We start from the raw sequence: 17225 nt of genomic DNA on the forward strand, positions 1-17225 counted from the left end.
TAGAGACCGAAAACGGGACATGGGCGAACCCCCGGATGATAAATCTTTGGACGAGCCAACATATTGTATCCGAGCGAAGCTTGGCCGTGAACGCGAAGGGTTCAGGCGGCCCGCCGAATTCGCCAAATCGTTACAACGCGAAGCGCAGGCGCACCGCCACCTGGTTGATGCCGTACTCGCGGTAGCCCTCCGGCGCGCTCAGCCGCTCGGTGTGCTGGTAGTCCGCGGTGAGCGCCATGTTCCGGTTGAGCAGGAGCTGGGCGCCTACCAGCACGATGCCATCCGTCACCGTGCCCACGTCAGGGTAGTCGCGGTGCTCGGCGCGCAGGCTGCCGGTGAGGATCAGGTTGCGCCGCAGCTCGTGGTCAACCGTCAGGCTCGCCGCCGTGCGGGTGTAGCTGACATTGTCGTTCCGGATCGATTCCTCGATGGTGCGCTGAATGGCAAGCGTGGTGGTGGTGAGCTGCGTGGGCATCCACATCAGCTGGCCCTCGAAGGCGGGGCCGGTCAGCGACTTGCGGCCGGGCTGCTCGTAGTCGCGCTGGCGATAGCCCACCAGCAGCCGGGCGGCCCAGAGGCCGTCGAAGTCGTAGTCGAAGCCGCCCTGGCCCTCCCAGGTGAAGGAGTCGCTGCCGCTCTGGCTGCTTTCGGTGTGGCTGATGTCCTGCAGCCGGACCAGCGCGACGATCCGCCGGCCCGGCACCAGGCTGTACTCGCCACGGATCTCGGCGGCCTTCGAGTCGTAGTCGTCCTGGGCGTCGTTCTGGAAGCCGCCGCTGTTCTGCTGACGGTCGTAGCGGATGGTGGTGTAGTTCAGGGTGGTGGACAGCGCGAGGCGGTTGAAGGTGGCCGTGCCGCCCACCTGGAAGACGTCGCTGTCATAGGGCAGCGGGCGCGAAATGCCGCCCTGCTGCAGCTCGAAGTCATCGACGTCGAGATGGCTGCGCAGGTGGGTGTAGCTCGCGTTCAGCGAGGAGGCGCGGCCGATGTCGTAGCGGCCGCTCAGCCCGACGCTGTAGTCGTTCCAGTTGAGGTCGTTGTACTGGAGGTACTGGCGCGTGCTCTGCGTGACGTTGAGCCCCAGCGCATGGCGCGTCCACTGGCTGGCGGCCGAGGCATTCAGCCTTTCGGTGAAGAAGCCGTCCGAAGGCTCGCTCTGGAGGGAGGGCTGGATGTTGTCGTCATAGCCCATGCCCGCCTCGACCGAGCCGTCGATGCGAAAGGCGCCCAGGCGCACGCCGGCCGGGTCGTAATCCGGGCGCGGGCGGGTTTGCACGGTGACACCGCGCGCCGTCGCCTCGGGGCCGATGGTCTGGGTTTGCGCGGCGGCAAGGCCGGGCAGCAGCAGCAGCGCGCCCGGCAGCGCCACGCGCGGCAGGCAGGCGGCCAGGCGGGAAGCGCGGGAGGGCTCGCGGGTTGACGGGGAGGCCACGCGGCCGCGGGCAGCGGAAGTCGTTTCTTTCCCAGCGGAACCGTTTCGCAGAAACATAATGGCGACCTTATCCGATTCTGCCCCTGACCCGCACCGGAATGGACGCGGCATCGGATTGTCTCACGAAAAGCGACTTAATCAAGGCTGTCCGGTAGAGCCGCGGCCAGGAAGTCACCACTTGTGGGATTTCTGCCATGGTGATGCCGTGCACCCGCTGGGGAGGGCGGGGGCACGGCATCAGGTCCGCCGGCCTTTGGGGGGGGGACGGCAGGCACGCCGGGGTCTGCGCGCGCCTGCCTGGCCGGCGGGCTTTGCGAACTTGGCCGCCCGCCCGGAGCGGCCGGAGATCAGGCCGGGAAGACCTCGTCCTGCTCGGCGCGGAGGCGGTCAATCAGCCGGCCGGCGGGGATCTCCACGTCGTCATAGGTCAGCACGGCGTCCTTGGGGACGTCCCGCTTCAGCCGGCAGCCGACCGCGATGCCGATCGGGAGCAGCCGCCCGGCGCGGGTTTCGGCATAGGTCTCGCACTGGCCATAGGTCTTGTAGCCGCCCAGCGCGTCGATCTCGTCGCCGGCCTTGAGATCGACCTTGGCGGTGGCCACCACGTCCACCCGCGGGCCGGCGATCGGCTGGATGACGGGATCCTGGCACAGCACCACCCGCGCCACCGAGAGCGGCACCTCGAAATGGCAGAGGTGGTAGGGAATGTAGAAGCTGTAGAGCGGCCCGGTGCCGAGCTTGTACAGGTTCAGGTAGTGCTTCTGCTTGGGGTCGTCATGCGTGGCCAGCACATAGACGCCGGGGCCCGGCTTGGCGCCCACCACGTAGTCCACGATGCCGCCCTTCTCGCGCAGCATGTCGATGTCATAGGCCTGGGTCAGCTCGTCCACATGGCCGCGGTGGTCGGCGCCGATCATGCCGCGCTTGTTGACCGTCATGCCCGTGGCGTTGGCGACGATGGCCTGCTCGAAGCTGATCTTGGTGCCGTCGGCGAAGCTGGTCACCATGTAGGGGTCCTGCCCCCACTGCCTGGCGAAGCCTTCCTGCGTCGTCGGGTTGCGGTAGGGGTCCTGCAGGCCCTTGATGTTGCCGCAGACCAGCGGCGTCAGCCCGATCGAGACGACGAAGCGGTAGAGGTTCATCTGCACGCCCGGCTGGTCGCCGTCGGCGCCGGTGAAGATGACGCCCGCCTCGTCCGCCTTGCGCTTGATCAGCGGCCCGACGGTGCCGTCCAGCTCCGCGTTCATCGAGACCATCGGCTTGCGGTTCCTGATCGCCGCCAGGCTGATCTCGGCGCCGTACTCGATGGCGCCGGTGGCGTCGATCAGGCAGTCCAGCCCCTCGGCCTCGCAGAGCAGCATCGGGTCCGAGGTGATCGCCGGCCGGCCATCGCGGATGCAGGCCTCCAGCGCCGCCTTGCTTTCCACCACCTCCACCTCGCCGGCGCCGGCCTGCTCATAGGCGGCGCGGGCGCGCTCGGGGCTGCGGTTGCAGATCACCGCCAGCACCATGCCGGGCACGGAGTTCAGGATCTGGTTGGTGATGCCGCGGGCCATGAAGCCGGCGCCGAACATGCCGACGCGCACCGGCTTGCCAGCCTGGGCGCGCTCGCGGAGCAGCCTGTCATAGATCATGGATGTTCTCTTGCGCCTTCAGCGGACGCCGCGCAGGCGTTCAATGGCGTGGAACTCGGGGTCGAAGGCCGGCCAGTTCTGGTCCTTCTCCGAGATGACGGCAGGCGGAATCGGCCATTCGATGCCGAATTCCGGATCGTCGTAGCGCAACCCGCGCTCGCCGCCGGGCATGTAGGCGTCGCTCACCATGTAGAAGGCCTCGGTGTTCTCGCGCAGCGTGACGAAGCCGTGCGCGAAGCCCCGCGGCACATAGAGCATGGTGCGGTTGTCCTCGCTCAGCTCGATGCCGAACCACTTGCCGTAGGTGGCCGAATCGGGCCGCAGGTCGAGGATCACGTCGTAGAGCGCACCGCGCAGGCAGCGCACCAGCTTCACTTCCGCGGCGGGCGGGAGCTGGTAGTGCATGCCGCGCAGCGTGCCCTTCTGCACGCTGAGCGAGTTGTTGACCTGCGCGTAACGGCTGACCAGCCCCGCCTCGCGGAACTCGTTCTCGCAAAAGGCCCGGGCGAAGAAGCCGCGCTCATCGCCGCGCGGCTCCATCTCGATCACATAGGCATCCTGCAGCGGTGCCTTGTGGAACTTCATGCGGCCTCTCCCCGCTGCAGCTCGCGCCGCGCGCCCGCCGGCTCCAGATTGCCGTCCACCGTGCCGGAGGCGATCAGCTTCTCCAGCGTCACCAGCCGGATGGCGGCGGACTTGCGGTAGTCGCGGTCGGCGAAGCCCTGCTCGCGCAGGCGGTCGCGCAGCTCGGCGACGGCGCCTTCCAGCGTTTCCTGCGGCTGGTGGTTCGGCGCCAGCTTCTCGTAGAGGGAGAAGTCCACCTTGTAGGAGCGCTTGTCGGGCGGGGCGGAGGTGGCGATGGACACCGTGGCGCCCTCCATGGCCTGGCCGACGGCCTCGGCCAGGTCGCGCACCTGGTAGTTCCAGCGCTCGCTGCCAACATTGACGGTCAGGAAGGCACCGCCATTCTCCGGCCGGCGCTGGATCGCCCACTCGATGGCGCGCGCCATGTCGCGCACATGGATCAGCGGCCGCCAGGGCGTGCCGTCGCTCAGCACGCTGACCTCGTTGTTGACCAGCGCGCCGGCGACGAAGTCGTTCAGCACCAGGTCGAGCCGCAGGCGCGGCGACATGCCGCAGGCGGTGGCGAAGCGCAGGCAGCTGATCACCATGCCGCTGTTGTCCAGCGCGCGCAGCGACTTCTCGGTGTCGATCTTGGAGCGCGCATAGGCGGTCAGCGGGTTGAGGGTGTCCTCCTCCACGCGGGCGCGGCCCTCGGAGGCGAAGCCGTAGACGCTGCAGCTGGAGGCGAAGACGAAGTGCTTCACGCCCGCCTCGGCCGCCGCCTTGGCCACCTGCACGCTGGCCCGGTGGTTGATGGCGTCCGTCACCGCCTCGAAGCGCTGCCCCATCGGGTCGTTCGAGATGGCGGCGAGGTGCACTACGGCGTCGAAGCCGCGCAGGTCCTCCACGCCGAGGTCGCGCACGTCGCCGAAGCGCTGCTCGTCCAGCAGGGTCTCGGGCAGCGGGTCGCGCGTGGTCAGGCAATGGCCGAACCAGCCACGGTCGAAACCGGCCAGATAGGCCTCCGGCATGGCGCGGCGCAGATGCGCGACGAGAACGGGCCCGACATAGCCCATGTTGCCGGTGATGAGGATTCGCATGGTGGTCAGCACTCCCAGATACGCCAGGGGGCCTTGCCCGAGGCCCAGAGGCCCTCGAGATGGGCGCGGTCGCGGATGGTGTCCATTGGATGCCAGAAGCCGTTGTGCTGGTACACGCTCATCTGGTTGTCGGCGACGAGGCGCTCGATCGGCGCGTCCTCCCACACCGTGCTGTCGCCCTCGATGTAGTCGCCGACCTGCGGGCTCAGCACGAAGAAGCCGCCGTTGATCCAGCCGCCGTCGCCCTGGATCTTCTCCTTGAAGGCCTTCACCTGGTTGCCCTCGATCCGCAGCGCGCCGAAGCGCCCGGCCGGCTGCGTGGCCGTCATGGTGGCCAGCCGGCCTTCCTTGCGGTGCAGCGCGACGGTTGCAGCGATGTCGACATTGCCAACCCCGTCACCATAGGTCAGGCAGAAGGCGTCATCGCCACGAAGGTAAGGAAGTACCCTCTTAATTCTACCGCCAGTCATGCTGGCCTCGCCTGTGTCAACCAGGGTCACACGCCAAGGCTCAGCCCGGGCATTGTGGATCTCGACCTTGTTTTCACGAAGATCAAAGGTGACATCCGACATATACATGAAGTAGTTTTTAAAATATTCTTTGATGACATTGCCACGATACCCCAGGCAAACGATGAAATCGTTGATGCCATGGGCACTGTAGATCTTCATGATGTGCCAGAGGATGGGCTTCCCGCCAATCTCGACCATGGGCTTGGGCCGCACGGTCGTTTCTTCCGAAAGTCGGGTGCCAAGTCCACCGGCCAAGATTACTGCCTTCATTCTGCGAACCCTCGCTCTGGGCGAAACCGATATTATGGGAACTGTCTTATTCCCGCGACAGTTTCTCATTCTGGTGCGTTATTCGCGTTTTGTACAGAATGACGATCATCACTGATTGGTTACTTCAACTGCTTCGTGATTTTCAAGATTTTGGCAACATGGCATGAAGGCCTCGTCGCCTGAGCCGGCGCTCACCGCACGCCGCCCTTCGACCGAAATCCGGAGGCCTCTCGCGCACCTGCCCGCAATCTCAGAAATTTGTATTATTTCCGCGTGCATGGAGCAGTTTTTTTTACACAATGCTGCAGACCTGCGAGAGGGCTGCAGCCTGCGGCACTCCGGAAACCCACCGCCCGACCGGGAATGCTCAGCATGATGGATGAACCGCTAGTCACGATCGGCATGCCTGTTCGCAATGGTGGTGATCAGATCAGAGTGGCTATCGATTCCCTGCTTTCCCAGACGCACCGGAATCTGCGTCTGATCATCTCCGACAACTGCTCGACCGACGACACCGTCGCGATCTGCGAGGCCTATGCGCGCGAGGACTCCCGCGTGACGGTCGTGCGGCAGCCGGAGAATCTCGGCATCTGCGGCAATTTCCGCTTCGTCCTGATGCAGGCCGAATCGCCCTACTTCATGTGGGCCTGCCACGACGATGTCTGGGCGCCGGAGTTCGTCCGCAAGAACCTCGCGAACCTGACCGCGAATCCGGCCGCCGTGGCGAGCACCTCGCGCGTCATCATGGCCCTGCCCGAGGGGCCGCAGGAGCTCTCAAACGGCACCTTCGCCCTGCGGGGCGACCAGCGGGAGCGCCTGGCGCGCTTCTTCTGGGACCCGGGCGAGGTGTCGCGCTTCTACGGCGTGTTCCGCACCGAGGCGCTGAAGCGCAGCTTCCCCGCCGACATCGACGTCTTCGGCTATGACTGGATCGTCATGGCGCTGAACCTCCTGGAGGGCGAGCATCTCGAACTGCCGGAGGTGCTGCTCACCCGCGAGGCGCATACCGAGGACCACTACCACCGCACGCTGGTCCGCAACCAGCCGAAGGCGCTCTACCGCTGGCTGCCGCACCTGCCGATGACGCAGGTGCTGCGCCACCGCCTGCCGCCCGAGGTCTGGCGCGCCTGCCGCGGCGCCATCATGCGCCGCAACGCGATCCAGATGCTGATGTATGCCAAGTACCGCCTGCCCCTGATGGCGCCGGTGGTGCGCACGCTGGCGCAGCTCGAACGGGCGCGCACCCGCAGCGGCAACAGCAGCGCGCACCCTTTGTGAGCAGGCGGCCCAAGGGGCCGCCTCCGCCTGACGCGTGACCGGGGCCGGTGGAGCGATCCACCGGCCCCGCTTTTCCGTGCGGCGCGCGCTCCCCCGGGGCGGGGAACGGCTCAGGAAAGCGTGGCGGAGGCGCTGTCCGGGCGAGGGCGCGGGCGCGACAGGATGCGCCGTGAGGCCTGCAGCAGGGGCGGCCGCACGTGGTTGCTGACCAGCGCGGCCGCGCCCAGCGCCACCCCGGAGGCCGCCACGGCGATGGCCAGCCGGGCGGCCAGCGGCAGCGTCGGCTCGCTCAGCAGCCGCAGGGCGGCATAGGTGGCGGCGACCGCCGCCGCCTGCGGCAGCACGCTGCTCCGCAGCCAGCGCAGCGCCTCGCCGCGCAGGCGCCCGCGGAAGGCCGTGGCGGTGAACAGCACGAAGGCGAGCAGGTTGGCGCCCGTCAGGCAGAGCGCCGGCAGCATGACGCCGAAGCGCGGCGTCAGCAGCAGGATCGCCGGCAGATACAGCGCGCCGGTCACCAGGTTGATCCGCAGCGCGGTGGCCGGGTCGCCCTCCGCCATCTGCAGCGCGTGCGAGGGCCGGCAAAGGCCGCTCAGCGCGTAGGCGATGGCGAGGGCGGCAAGCACGGGCGCGAAGTCGGCGCTCGCGGCGGGGTCGCCGCTCACCAGCTCCAGGAAGGCCTCGCCGAAGAACACCAGCGCGCCGGCCGCGGTCAGCATCAGCGCGAAGGTCGCCTGCGAGGCGGTGAAGAAAAGCCGCCGCAGCTCGGCCACGCGCTCGGCGCGCACATAGGCGGCCATGCGGGGGAAGGAGGCGGTGATCAGCGGCGCCGTCAGCCGCACCATGGCGGAGCACATGGTGGACACCAGCGAGTACTTGCCGAAGACCGCCAGCGGCAGCACGGCGCTGACCACGAGCGAATCGGCGATCTGCACCAGCGTTCCGGTGGCGGCGGCGGCCATGTTGACGCCGGCGAAGCGCAGGCTCTGCCAGATCAGCCCGCCTTCCGGCCGCTGCGGCCGCAAGGCGCCGGGAACCACCCGCCCGACCACGCAGGCGAAGGTGACGGATTCGCAGACGCTGGCGATGACCTGCCCCCAGAAGAAGGCTTCCGCCGTCGGTGCCACCAAGGCCAGCGCGCCCAGGCCGAGGGTGAGCCGCAGCAGGCCGGAGGCGGAAAGCAGCAGGTTGCTCAGCACCTGCCGCTCCAGCCCCTCCAGCGTGGCCTGGAAGATGCCGCGCACCCGCTGGATGCCGATGGCGAAGCCCATCAGCACCAGGCACTCGCGCACCTCCGCCGTGCTGATGTGCTGCGGCTTCAGCCAGTACGCGGCGAGCAGCGGCGCGGCCGCCCAGACCGCCAGGATCAGCAGGCAGGCGAGGGCGAGATAGATCAGCGCGAAGCTGAACACGAGCGTGCTGGTGGTCGCCGGCGCCTCCACCTGGTTGCGCGCCACGGCCCGCGTGACGGTCTGCCCGAGGCCGTTGTCGAAGATCGCGGCGGCGATCAGCATCACCGTGAAGAAGCCGATCAGCCCGTACTGCTCGGCGCCCGCGAGACGGTATCCCCCGAAGGCGAGCCCCGCCTGCACGCCGATGGAAATCGCCATGCCGATCAGGTTGGCGAGGACGTTGCGCGCGATCATTGTTTCCGTGGTTCCTTGGGTGGCGCGGACCCGAGGGCCCTCACGAGGCTGCCGGAAATGCAAAACCCCGCCGTCACGGCGGGGTTCGCATGCACGGATGGCTCACGCCGCCGGTTTCGCTCAGTAGGCGCCGCGCCCGGCGAGCACGGCCGGAATGGTGCGCCAGAGGATGTTGAGGTCGGACCAGAAGGAGAATTCGTGCACGTAGCGGCAGTCGAGGGCGACGCGCTCGGCATAGCTGGTGTCGCTGCGGCCGCTGATCTGCCACAGGCCGGTGATGCCCGGCCGCACGGACATGTAGCTGGCCGCGGCGATGCCGTAGTGCTCGGTCAGCTCCTCCTGCACCACCGGCCGCGGGCCGACGAGGCTCATCTCGCCGCGCAGCACGTTGATGAGCTGCGGCAGCTCGTCCAGGCTGGTCGCGCGCAGGAAGCGCCCGATCGGCGTGACGCGAGGGTCCTTCGGCAGCTTGCGCGTCGTGGCCCAGAGATGTGCGGCCTCGGGGTCCTCGCGCAGCAGCCGGGCGAGGACCTCGGAGGAGTTGGGCACCATGCTGCGGAACTTCAGGCAGCGGAAGGTGCGGCCGTTGCGGCCGATGCGCTGGTGGCCGAAGACCGGCGGTCCGCCATCCAGCATGATGATGAGGGAGAGCAGAATAAAAAGCGGCGCCAGCACAAGAAGCGCCGCGCCTGAAGCTGTCACATCAAGAACACGCTTGCCGGCATGGTGCCAGGCCGGCCGGACCGGAGCAGTGGATCCATACAGTCTCTCGTCCAGACTCGTAGTCTTGTCGATCTGGATATTGTTCAACCAGTTTGTATGGGTCATAGAGGGACTCCGGTCACAGGCGGCTTGGAATATCCGTGCGATGACGTCTAAAAATACACACAAAAAAAACGTTTGGTAGAACGTTTTTCCCTTTAGTTAACCAAATCTCATAAACTATCTGTGCGTCCGCGTCGGAGTGAAGTTGAGCCGAAACACCGATTATCAACCGCAGGTGTATACTCACGGTTGTTTGCTGCGCTGCAGCGGTGCGATTTCTGATTGCCGTCTTCTGGGCCGCAGGGGAAGTGTTTTTTGCGGCCGGCCCCCGAAGAATGCCAGCTATAACCGCTCGGTCTTGCTTGGGTTTCCTCGCAGCCAGCGGCTTTTGCGCTGCGTGGCGCATTCTTCGGTCTTTGCCTTCGGCGAGGCAAGGTGCTGAGCCGAACGCTCACAGGTTACTGACAGGCGCGGACGGCCCTCCGCGCATTCCATGCGAAGCTTCTGCATGGTCGATGCAACCCGGGGTTTCATCGTCTCACGAAGTGGGCAGGCCGCCGGGCCTCGCGCCGCGCTGGCCGCCTGGGCGGCGCGGCGCGTCTCCGGCCGCCCGCTCCGCTCAGGCCTCGGTGTGCCGGCGCTGCGCGCCGCTGTGCAGCAGGCGCAGGACTTCGTCACGACTCAACTGGGTGGTGACCTTTTCCTCGTCCACGGCGGAAATCTCCGAAAGCGGCAGGAAATGGTGCTGGCCGTCCGCGCTGCCGGCGGCCGTCAGCTTGATGCGGCCGGCGTCCAGCTTGTCCACCGTGCCGATCGGCAGCCCGTTGCAGTCCTGCACCGGCATGTGCTCGCGGATCCGCGTGGTGTCCACCATGGCTTGCCTCCTTCTCGCTGGCGGGAACCGCTTCCCGCCGCCTCTTAACGGCAGCCGGCGCCCCGGGATGCCGGCGGCGCGCCCCGCCCGCCTGCGGCGCCGCTCACGCGTGCGCGCGGCCCGCCTCGGGGTCCGGGCCGGCCGGCGTGCCGGTCCGCAGCTGGCGCGCCTCGGGCCCGGTGTCGGCCAGGGTGTAGCCGGCGTTCACCAGCGCGACATGCGAGAAGGCCTGAGGGAAGTTGCCGAGCATCGCCCCGCCGCGCGGGTCGTACTCCTCCGAGAGCAGGCCGACATCGTTGCGCAAGGCCAGCAGCCGCTCGTACAGCGCCACCGCCTCCGCCCGGCGCCCGGTCAGCGCATAGGCATCCACGAGCCAGAAGCTGCAGGCCAGGAAGGCGCCCTCGCGGCCGGAAAGGCCGTCCGAGACATGCTCGGTGCGGTAGCGCCGCACCAGCCCGTCGGTCAGCAGGTCCTGCTCGACGGCGGCGATGGTGCCGCGGATTCGCGGGTCCTCCGGCGGCAGGAAGCCGATGGTGGGCAGCAGCAGCAGGCTCGCATCCACCTCGCGCGAGCCATAGCTGCGCACGAAGCTGCCGCGGTCGGCGTCGTAGCCCTTGTCGCAGATCTCCGCGTGGATGGTCTTCCTCAGCGCGCGCCAGCGGTCGAGCGGCCCCTCCAGCCCGAAGGCCTCGATGCCGCGCACGGCGCGGTCCAGGGCGGCCCAGGCCATCACCTTGGAATGGGTGAAGCAGCGCCGGCGGTCGCGCGGCTCCCACAGCCCCTCGTCCGGCTCTTCCCAGACCTTCTCCAGGTGGTCCATCAGCGACCGCTGCAGGTCCCAGGCCGCCGGGGTGATCGCCAGCCCGCGCCGGTGCGCCTGGTGCAGCGCGTCCATCAGCTCGCCGTAGATGTCGAGCTGCAACTGCCTGTGCGCGTTGTTTCCGACCCGGACGGGCTTCGAGCCTTCGAAGCCCGGCAACCAGTCCACCTGCCACTCGGAGAGCCGCCGCTCGCCGGCGATGCCATACATGATCTGCACCTGCGAGGGGCTGCCCATGGTCGTGCGCAGCAGCCAGTCGCGCCAGGCGCGGGCGTCCTCCACATGGCCGGTGCGCAGCAGCGCCAGCAGGGTGAAGGTCGCGTCGCGCAGCCAGCAGTAGCGATAGTCCCAGTTGCGCTCGTTGCCCGGCCATTCCGGCAGGGAGGTGGTGGGCGCGGCGACGATGCCGCCGGTCGGCCGGTAGGTCAGCGCCTTCAGCGTGACGGCCGAGCGCCGCACGGCCTCCGTCCAGGGGCCCGCCTCCTCGACCTTTCCGGCCCAATCCCGCCAGGCCGCCTCCGTCTCGGCCGCCGCCGCCTCGGCGTCCAGCGGCGGGGGAACGGGGAGGTGGGAGGGGCCATAGGCCAGGGTGAAGGTGAGCGACTGCCCTTCCGCCACCTCGAATTCCGCCACCGTGCGCATGTCCTCGCCCCGCAGCGGCACGGGCGAGCGCAGCACCGCCATGTCCGGCCCGGCGATGGCGCAGATGCCCTCATCCCCGTCCGGGAGCTGCGTCACCCAGGGCACGTCGCGCCCGTAGTCGAAGCGCAGCGTCAACTCCATCCGCATGGGGACGCGCCCCCGCTGCCCGATCACCTGCCGCACCAGATGGGGCGCGCCGTTGCGCACCGGCATCCAGTCCACCAGCATCACCGCGCCCTCCGGCGTCTCGAAGCAGGTTTCGAGGATGATGGTGCCGTCGCGATAGGCCCGGCGCACCTGCGGCTCGCGGGCGGCCGGCCCGATCCGCCAGCGTCCGTGGTCCGGCGAGCCGAGCAGCGCGGCGAAGCAGGCGCCGCTGTCGAAGCGCGGCCAGCACAGCCAGTCCACCGACCCGTCCCGGCCGACCAGCGCGGCCGTCTCGGTGTCGCCGATCAGGGCGTAGTCCTCGATGCGGAGCGCCATGTTCAGCGGCTCCCCCGCTGGCCGGCGGCCGCGCGGCCGCCTCGCGCTTCGGGCTCCAGGAGCATTGCAACCTCCCTCACAAGTCTGAAGAACATGGGGGAGGGCGACTCCGTTGCCCATTTTCAGGCCCGAACCGCGCCCGGCGCGGTGAAACCGGCCGGCAGGCTCCCGCGTCTCCCTGCTGAACGGCCTTGAGGGACCCACGCCATGCCACGTCTCGTTGCCGCCGCCGCCGCCCTGGGCGCTGCCATGGGCGCCGCCCTCCTTTGCCTGGGGGAGGCCAGCGCGGCCGAGCCCCTGCGGATCGCCGCCTGCCCCTCGCGCGAAAAGATGGAGCAGACGCTTCAGAGCGGCGGCAGGCTTTCGCCGGACGGCTGCCGGACCGTCACGGTGACGGAGGTGGGTTCCCCCGCCGGCCCGCTCTGCGTGCTGGAATTCGCGCAGCAGTCGGGCGGCATTGTCGGCGCGATCACCGACGCCGTCGCCACGACCCAGTGGTGGGTGGACTGCAAGGACCTGCACCGCCCCTGACGGCGAGGGCAGGGGGGGTCACGGCCCTCCCGGCGGGTCTCCAGGGCCGCCGCCAGCCGGCCACAGGACCGGCGCCTGTGCCGTGCCTTCCGCGGCGGGCAGCGCCGCGGGTTCCTCCTCGACCTCCACCGCCTCGATCCGCGCCCCGACGCGCAGGATCTTGTCGGTGCTGATGTCGATCTGCCGGATATCGTCCTGCGCCTGGGCGAAATGCCCCTTCAGCTTGCCGACGCGGTCGTTCAGCCGGCCGATATCGCCCATCAGCTTGCCCACCTCCTCCTGGATTCGGCCGGCCTGCGCCCGCATCCGGATGTCCTGCATCAGCGCCCGCATGGCCGAGAGCATGGCCCAAAGCGTGGTCGGCGAGGCGACGTAGACGCGCCTGCGCTGCGCCTCGTCCACCACCGCCGCGAAGCCGGTGTGCAGCTCGGCGAAGACCGCCTCCGAGGGCACGAACAGGATGGCGCCCTCCGCCGTCTCGCCGGGGATCAGGTATTTCCGCGCGATGTCGTCCACATGCCTGCGCATGTCGGCGCTGAACTGCCGGGCGGCGACGGTGCGGGCCGGCGCGTCCTCGGCGTCGCGCAGCGCCTGCCAGGCCTCCAGCGGGAACTTGCTGTCCACCACCACCGGCCCGGGCGGATAGGGCAGGCGGATCAGGCAGTCGCAGCGCACCCCGGTCGAGAGCGTGTGCTGCCAGGCGAAGCCGTCCGGCGGCAGCCGGTCCTCGATGAGCTGCCGGAGCTGCATCTCCCCGAAGGCCCCGCGCGACTGCTTGTTGCCGAGGATGCCGGCCAGCGTGCTCACCTGGCTGCCCAGCGCCTCCATGTTCTGCCGCGCGGCGTCGATCACCGCCAGCCGCTCCTGGATCTGCCCCGCCGTCTCCTGCGTCCGCTGCGCCGAATCGGCCAGGCTGCGCGCCAGCCGCTCGTTCTGCGTCGCCAGCGCCGTGTCCAGCCGCTGGTTCTGCGCCAGGATGCCGCGGTTCAGCGCCTCGGTGGTGGCGGCGAGGCGCTCGGCCAGCAGCCGGTCCTGCTGCGCCAGCCGGTCGGCGGTCATGCCGGCCAGCCGCTCCTGCGTGCCGGCCAGCGCCTCCAGCTTGCCGGCCAGCAGGGCGAAGCCCTCCATGGTCGCGCCGCCGTCACCAGCGGGGCGCCGCCGCAGAGCCAGCGCGAGCAGGCCCAGCGTGATCAGCACGGCGACACAGGCAAGCGGCAGAATCCAGTCGGACATCCAGGGCTCCGGAGCGAAGGACACCATTCCTCAGGCACGGAGGGTGGGTCCGCAGAAAGCTTGGGGGAGTGAGCTCCCCCAGACCCCCTCCTTCTTCTACCAGTTTTCGATGCGCCCGTGGCGCGGGGCATTCCTGACAGCCGCCTGCGGGCGCGCGCGGCCAAAGCGGCAAAACGGACAGGCAAGAAGAAAAGGGGGATCGGACGGATACGTCCGATGGGGAGCATCCAGTCTTCCCCGCTTCCCCGCTTCCCCAGGGCGATGGCGGAGGAGGCCGCCGGACGCTTGACGTCATTTCTCTTATGAGAGAATTTATCTCCCATGAGAGATGAACTCGCGCCCGACCCGCTGGAAAGCCGCCTGGCCACCCGCCTCGCCCGGCTCCGCGCCGAGCAGGGTCTCTCCCTGGAGGTCCTGGCCGAGCGCACCGCCATCAGCCGTGCCACCCTGTCCCGCCTGGAGCGCGGCGAGGCCAGCCCGACCGCCGCCATGCTCGGCCGCCTCTGCGCCGCCTATGGCCGCACGCTCTCCTGGCTGATGCGCGAGGTGGAGGAAAGCGCGCCGCCCCTGGTTCCCGCCGCCGCGCAGCCCTGCTGGACCGACCCCGAGACCGGCTTCCGCCGCCGCACCGTCTCGCCGCCCGGCCCCGGCCTGCGCGGCGAGATGCTGGAGGGCCGCCTGCCGCCCGGTGCCGCCATCGCCTACGCGGATTCGCCGCAGCCCGGCCTGGAGCACCACCTCTGGCTGCTGGAAGGCGCGCTGGAACTGACCGTCGAGGGCGTCACCCACCGCCTCTCGCCCGGCGACTGCCTGCGCTACCGCCTGCATGGCGCGACGCGCTTCCACTGCCCGCCGGGCGGCGGCGCCGCCCGCTACGTCCTGGCCCTCTGCCAACCCTAGGAACAGCCGATGATCGAGGAACTCACCGCGGAAACCCTGCCGGCGGCGGTGCCGGCGCTCGCGGCCCTGCTGCGCGCCTGTGTTGGCGACGGCGCCAGCATCGGCTTCCTGCTGCCGATGCGGGAGGGTGAGGCGGAAGGCTTCTGGCAAGGCCAGGCGGCGGCGCTGCGCGAGGGTTCCCGCCGCGTACTGGTGGCGCGCGGTGGGGCAAGCCAGGGCGGCCGCATCCTGGGCACCGGGGCGCTGGCCCTGGCCGGCATGCCGAACGGCCGCCACCGCGCGGAGATCTCGAAGGTGATGGTCCACCCGGAAGCCCGCCGCCAGGGGATCGGCCGCGCCGTCATGCTGGCGCTGGAGGCGCTCGCCCGCGACCTCGGCCGCCCGATGCTGGTGCTGGACACCCGCAGCGGCGACGCCGGCGAGGCGCTCTACCGCTCCCTCGGCTGGCGGCCCGCCGGGCAGGTGCCGGGCTACGCGCTGGACAATGACGGCTCGGGCGTCAGCACGACCTTCATGTACAAAAGGCTGGGGGAATGAATTCCCCCAGACCCCCATCTTTCTTTTGCGAGTTTTCGGTCGCGCCCGTGGAGGCGGCGGTTCCCCGCGGCCATTGCCAGGGCTGCTTCAGCCCCGGCATGCGCGCGCTTCGTCAGCGCTGAAAAAACCGGCAAAAACGAAGAAGAGGGGGTTCCGGGGGAGAATTCATTCCCCCCCCCCCGGCTTTTCCTCAGTGCCGGAAGTGCCGCATCCCGGTGAACACCATCGCGAGCCCCGCCTCGTCGGCGGCGGCGATCACGTCCTTGTCGCGGATCGAGCCGCCCGGCTGGATCACCGCGGTGGCGCCGGCCGCCGCCGCGGCCTGGAGCCCGTCCGCGAAGGGGAAGAAGGCGTCCGAGGCCACCACGGAGCCGTGCGCCAGCGGCGCCTCCAGCCCGGCGGCCTTGGCGGCCTCGGCGCTCTTCCAGGCGGCGATTCGGGCGGAGTCCACCCGGCTCATCTGCCCCGCGCCGATGCCCACGGTGGCGCCGCCCTTGGCATAGACGATGGCGTTGGACTTCACGTGCTTGCCCACGCGGAAGGCGAAGAGCAGGTCGGCCATCTCCTGCCCGGTGGGCGCGCGCTTCGTCACCACCTTGAGCGCCGCCTCGGTGACGCGCCCGGCATCGCGCGACTGCGCCAGGAAGCCGCCGGAGACCGAGCGGATGATGCGCCCCGGCGCGGCGGGGTCGGGCAGGCCGCCGGTCAGCAGCAGGCGCAGGTTCTTCTTCCTGGCGAAGATCGCCTTGGCCTCCTCGTCGGCATCCGGCGCCATCACCACCTCGGTGAAGATGGCGGAGATCCGCTCGGCGGCGGCGGCGTCGAGCCTCCGGTTCGCGGCGACGATGCCGCCGAAGGCCGAGACCGGGTCGCAGCGCAGCGCCAGGTCCCAGGCGGCGGCGAGCGAGCCGCCTTCCGCCACGCCGCAGGGATTGGCGTGCTTGACGATGACAATGGCCGGGTTCTCGAACTCGGCGACGCATTCGAAGGCGGCGTCGGTGTCGTTCAGGTTGTTGTAGGACAGTTCCTTGCCCTGCACCTGCGCCGCGGTGGCGATGCCCGGCCGGTTCGAGCCGTCGGTGTAGAAGGCGGCCTGCTGGTGCGGGTTCTCGCCGTAGCGCAGCGTCTGCCTCAGCGCGCCGGCGACGGCCAGGCGCGCGGGAAAGTCCTGCTCCAGCCTGCCGGCGAACCAGGTGGCGATGGCCGTGTCATAGGCGGCGGTGCGGGCGAAGGCCGCCGCCGCGAGCCGCCTGCGGGTGGCGAGCGTGGTGCCGCCCTGCGCCTCGATCTCGGCCTGCACCCCGGCCATCTGCGCCGGGTCGGTGATGACCGCCACATCCTCGTGGTTCTTGGCCGCCGCGCGGGTCAGCGCCGGCCCGCCGATGTCGATCTCCTCCACCGTCTCCTCATGGGAGGCGCCCTTCGCCACCGTGGCCTCGAAGGGGTAGAGGTTGGAGACCAGCAGGTCGATCGGCGCGATCCGGTGCTGCTCCATCTGCGCCACATGCTCCGGGTCGGCGCGCCGCCCGAGCAGGCCGCCATGGATCTGCGGCACCAGGGTCTTCACCCGCCCGTCCAGGATCTCGGGGAAGCCGGTATGGTCGGAAACGTCCACCACCGTGATGCCGCCCTCGCGCAGCATCCGCGCGGTGCCGCCGGTGGAGAGGATCTCCACCCCCTGGCCCGCCAGGAAGCGGGCGAAGTCCAGCAATCCGGTCTTGTCATGCACCGAGATCAGGGCGCGGCGAAGGGTCACGATGTCGGCCATGGCGGGCAAGCCTTCCAAGCAGTCTGCTGGCGCGCGGGATAGACCCTCGCGGCGCGCGGCTCAACCGGAAGCGGCGCAGGGCAGGGATACCGCGCCTACCCCTTCGGAGGAGCGGAGCGCGCCGACCGGGGGGAGAAGGCGTGTCCCTGTCGGCTGAGGGCGTTCTGCGGGAGGAGGGCAGGGGGCGCTGCCCCTGCACCCCCGCCGGGGTGGCGGTGCCACCCCGGACCCCGCCATCA

Annotated in this window: 15 protein-coding genes; 4 read left to right on the top strand and 11 right to left on the bottom strand. The window is 69.5% G+C overall.

The window, feature by feature from the left end; genetic code table 11:
• Positions 1–130 precede the first annotated feature (130 nt).
• The 5 genes from E0493_RS15110 to rfbF all read right to left on the bottom strand — a co-directional run bounded on the left by E0493_RS15110 (position 131) and on the right by rfbF (position 5512).
• Positions 131–1432 (bottom strand): outer membrane beta-barrel protein, encoded by a 1302-nt coding sequence (locus E0493_RS15110; protein ID WP_160938036.1) that lies wholly within the window; start codon positions 1430–1432, stop codon positions 131–133.
• 347 nt (positions 1433–1779) lie between these two features.
• Entirely contained in the window at positions 1780–3066 is a 1287-nt protein-coding gene (locus tag E0493_RS15115; RefSeq protein ID WP_160938038.1) for an NAD(P)H-dependent oxidoreductase, read from the bottom strand.
• A gap of 18 nt (positions 3067–3084) precedes the next feature.
• A complete protein-coding gene (gene rfbC / locus E0493_RS15120; RefSeq protein ID WP_160938040.1) occupies positions 3085–3651 on the bottom strand; it encodes a dTDP-4-dehydrorhamnose 3,5-epimerase in 567 nt (188 codons plus the stop codon).
• Positions 3648–4730 (bottom strand): NAD-dependent epimerase/dehydratase family protein, encoded by a 1083-nt coding sequence (locus E0493_RS15125; protein ID WP_160938042.1) that lies wholly within the window; start codon positions 4728–4730, stop codon positions 3648–3650. The genes rfbC and E0493_RS15125 overlap by 4 nt, the downstream gene beginning before the upstream one ends.
• Before the next feature lie 5 nt (positions 4731–4735).
• Entirely contained in the window at positions 4736–5512 is a 777-nt protein-coding gene (gene rfbF / locus E0493_RS15130) for a glucose-1-phosphate cytidylyltransferase (RefSeq protein WP_160938044.1), read from the bottom strand.
• A 402-nt stretch (positions 5513–5914) separates the two neighbouring features.
• Between rfbF and E0493_RS15135 the strand changes: the two genes are divergently transcribed.
• Positions 5915–6790, top strand: coding sequence for a glycosyltransferase family 2 protein (locus tag E0493_RS15135; RefSeq protein ID WP_235913804.1), 876 nt, complete (start codon positions 5915–5917; stop codon positions 6788–6790).
• A gap of 110 nt (positions 6791–6900) precedes the next feature.
• On the opposite strand, the gene E0493_RS15140 is transcribed toward E0493_RS15135, so the two are convergent.
• The 4 genes from E0493_RS15140 to E0493_RS15155 form a co-directional block, all read right to left on the bottom strand.
• On the bottom strand, positions 6901–8433 hold the full coding sequence (locus E0493_RS15140) for a lipopolysaccharide biosynthesis protein (RefSeq protein ID WP_160938048.1): 1533 nt from the start codon (positions 8431–8433) through the stop codon (positions 6901–6903).
• A gap of 120 nt (positions 8434–8553) precedes the next feature.
• Positions 8554–9261, bottom strand: a complete 708-nt coding sequence (locus E0493_RS15145; RefSeq protein ID WP_160938050.1) for a sugar transferase — start codon at positions 9259–9261, stop codon at positions 8554–8556.
• Between the two features lie 556 nt (positions 9262–9817).
• Positions 9818–10072 (bottom strand): DUF2171 domain-containing protein, encoded by a 255-nt coding sequence (locus tag E0493_RS15150; RefSeq protein ID WP_160938052.1) that lies wholly within the window; start codon positions 10070–10072, stop codon positions 9818–9820.
• A 103-nt stretch (positions 10073–10175) separates the two neighbouring features.
• A complete protein-coding gene (locus E0493_RS15155) occupies positions 10176–12017 on the bottom strand; it encodes a glycoside hydrolase family 15 protein (protein WP_160938054.1) in 1842 nt (613 codons plus the stop codon).
• 207 nt (positions 12018–12224) lie between these two features.
• Here E0493_RS15155 and E0493_RS15160 point away from each other — a divergent pair, with 207 nt between their 5' ends.
• Positions 12225–12548 (top strand): hypothetical protein, encoded by a 324-nt coding sequence (locus E0493_RS15160; protein WP_160938056.1) that lies wholly within the window; start codon positions 12225–12227, stop codon positions 12546–12548.
• Positions 12549–12566: 18 nt separating this feature from the next.
• Here the strand turns inward: E0493_RS15160 and E0493_RS15165 are convergent, their stop codons facing one another.
• On the bottom strand, positions 12567–13781 hold the full coding sequence (locus E0493_RS15165; protein WP_160938058.1) for a DNA recombination protein RmuC: 1215 nt from the start codon (positions 13779–13781) through the stop codon (positions 12567–12569).
• Positions 13782–14102: 321 nt separating this feature from the next.
• Between E0493_RS15165 and E0493_RS15170 the strand changes: the two genes are divergently transcribed.
• Together E0493_RS15170 and E0493_RS15175 are read left to right on the top strand one after the other, a co-directional pair.
• Positions 14103–14681: a helix-turn-helix domain-containing protein gene (locus E0493_RS15170; protein ID WP_160938060.1), complete on the top strand. Its 579-nt coding sequence runs from the start codon at positions 14103–14105 to the stop codon at positions 14679–14681.
• A gap of 9 nt (positions 14682–14690) precedes the next feature.
• Positions 14691–15218, top strand: a complete 528-nt coding sequence (locus E0493_RS15175) for a GNAT family N-acetyltransferase (RefSeq protein ID WP_160938062.1) — start codon at positions 14691–14693, stop codon at positions 15216–15218.
• A gap of 190 nt (positions 15219–15408) precedes the next feature.
• On the opposite strand, the gene purH is transcribed toward E0493_RS15175, so the two are convergent.
• Positions 15409–16986, bottom strand: a complete 1578-nt coding sequence (purH, locus tag E0493_RS15180) for a bifunctional phosphoribosylaminoimidazolecarboxamide formyltransferase/IMP cyclohydrolase (protein WP_160938064.1) — start codon at positions 16984–16986, stop codon at positions 15409–15411.
• Between the last annotated feature and the right edge of the window lie 239 nt (positions 16987–17225).

It is taken from the genome of Teichococcus coralli, from assembly GCF_009829925.1.
GTDB lineage: Bacteria > Pseudomonadota > Alphaproteobacteria > Acetobacterales > Acetobacteraceae > Pseudoroseomonas > Pseudoroseomonas coralli.

What these genes read in the sequence shown, in the direction of transcription:
- E0493_RS15140 (WP_160938048.1), bottom strand. Translation starts at nt 8,433, where the DNA reads ATGATCGCGCGCAACGTCCTCGCCAACCTGATCGGCATGGCGATTTCC.
- E0493_RS15145 (WP_160938050.1), bottom strand. Translation starts at nt 9,261, where the DNA reads ATGACCCATACAAACTGGTTGAACAATATCCAGATCGACAAGACTACG.
- E0493_RS15170 (WP_160938060.1), top strand. Translation starts at nt 14,103, where the DNA reads ATGAGAGATGAACTCGCGCCCGACCCGCTGGAAAGCCGCCTGGCCACC.
- E0493_RS15160 (WP_160938056.1), top strand. Translation starts at nt 12,225, where the DNA reads ATGCCACGTCTCGTTGCCGCCGCCGCCGCCCTGGGCGCTGCCATGGGC.
- E0493_RS15175 (WP_160938062.1), top strand. Translation starts at nt 14,691, where the DNA reads ATGATCGAGGAACTCACCGCGGAAACCCTGCCGGCGGCGGTGCCGGCG.
- E0493_RS15150 (WP_160938052.1), bottom strand. Translation starts at nt 10,072, where the DNA reads ATGGTGGACACCACGCGGATCCGCGAGCACATGCCGGTGCAGGACTGC.
- E0493_RS15155 (WP_160938054.1), bottom strand. Translation starts at nt 12,017, where the DNA reads ATGGCGCTCCGCATCGAGGACTACGCCCTGATCGGCGACACCGAGACG.
- E0493_RS15135 (WP_235913804.1), top strand. Translation starts at nt 5,915, where the DNA reads ATGCCTGTTCGCAATGGTGGTGATCAGATCAGAGTGGCTATCGATTCC.
- E0493_RS15125 (WP_160938042.1), bottom strand. Translation starts at nt 4,730, where the DNA reads ATGCGAATCCTCATCACCGGCAACATGGGCTATGTCGGGCCCGTTCTC.
- rfbC (WP_160938040.1), bottom strand. Translation starts at nt 3,651, where the DNA reads ATGAAGTTCCACAAGGCACCGCTGCAGGATGCCTATGTGATCGAGATG.
- rfbF (WP_160938044.1), bottom strand. Translation starts at nt 5,512, where the DNA reads ATGAAGGCAGTAATCTTGGCCGGTGGACTTGGCACCCGACTTTCGGAA.
- E0493_RS15165 (WP_160938058.1), bottom strand. Translation starts at nt 13,781, where the DNA reads ATGTCCGACTGGATTCTGCCGCTTGCCTGTGTCGCCGTGCTGATCACG.
- purH (WP_160938064.1), bottom strand. Translation starts at nt 16,986, where the DNA reads ATGGCCGACATCGTGACCCTTCGCCGCGCCCTGATCTCGGTGCATGAC.
- E0493_RS15115 (WP_160938038.1), bottom strand. Translation starts at nt 3,066, where the DNA reads ATGATCTATGACAGGCTGCTCCGCGAGCGCGCCCAGGCTGGCAAGCCG.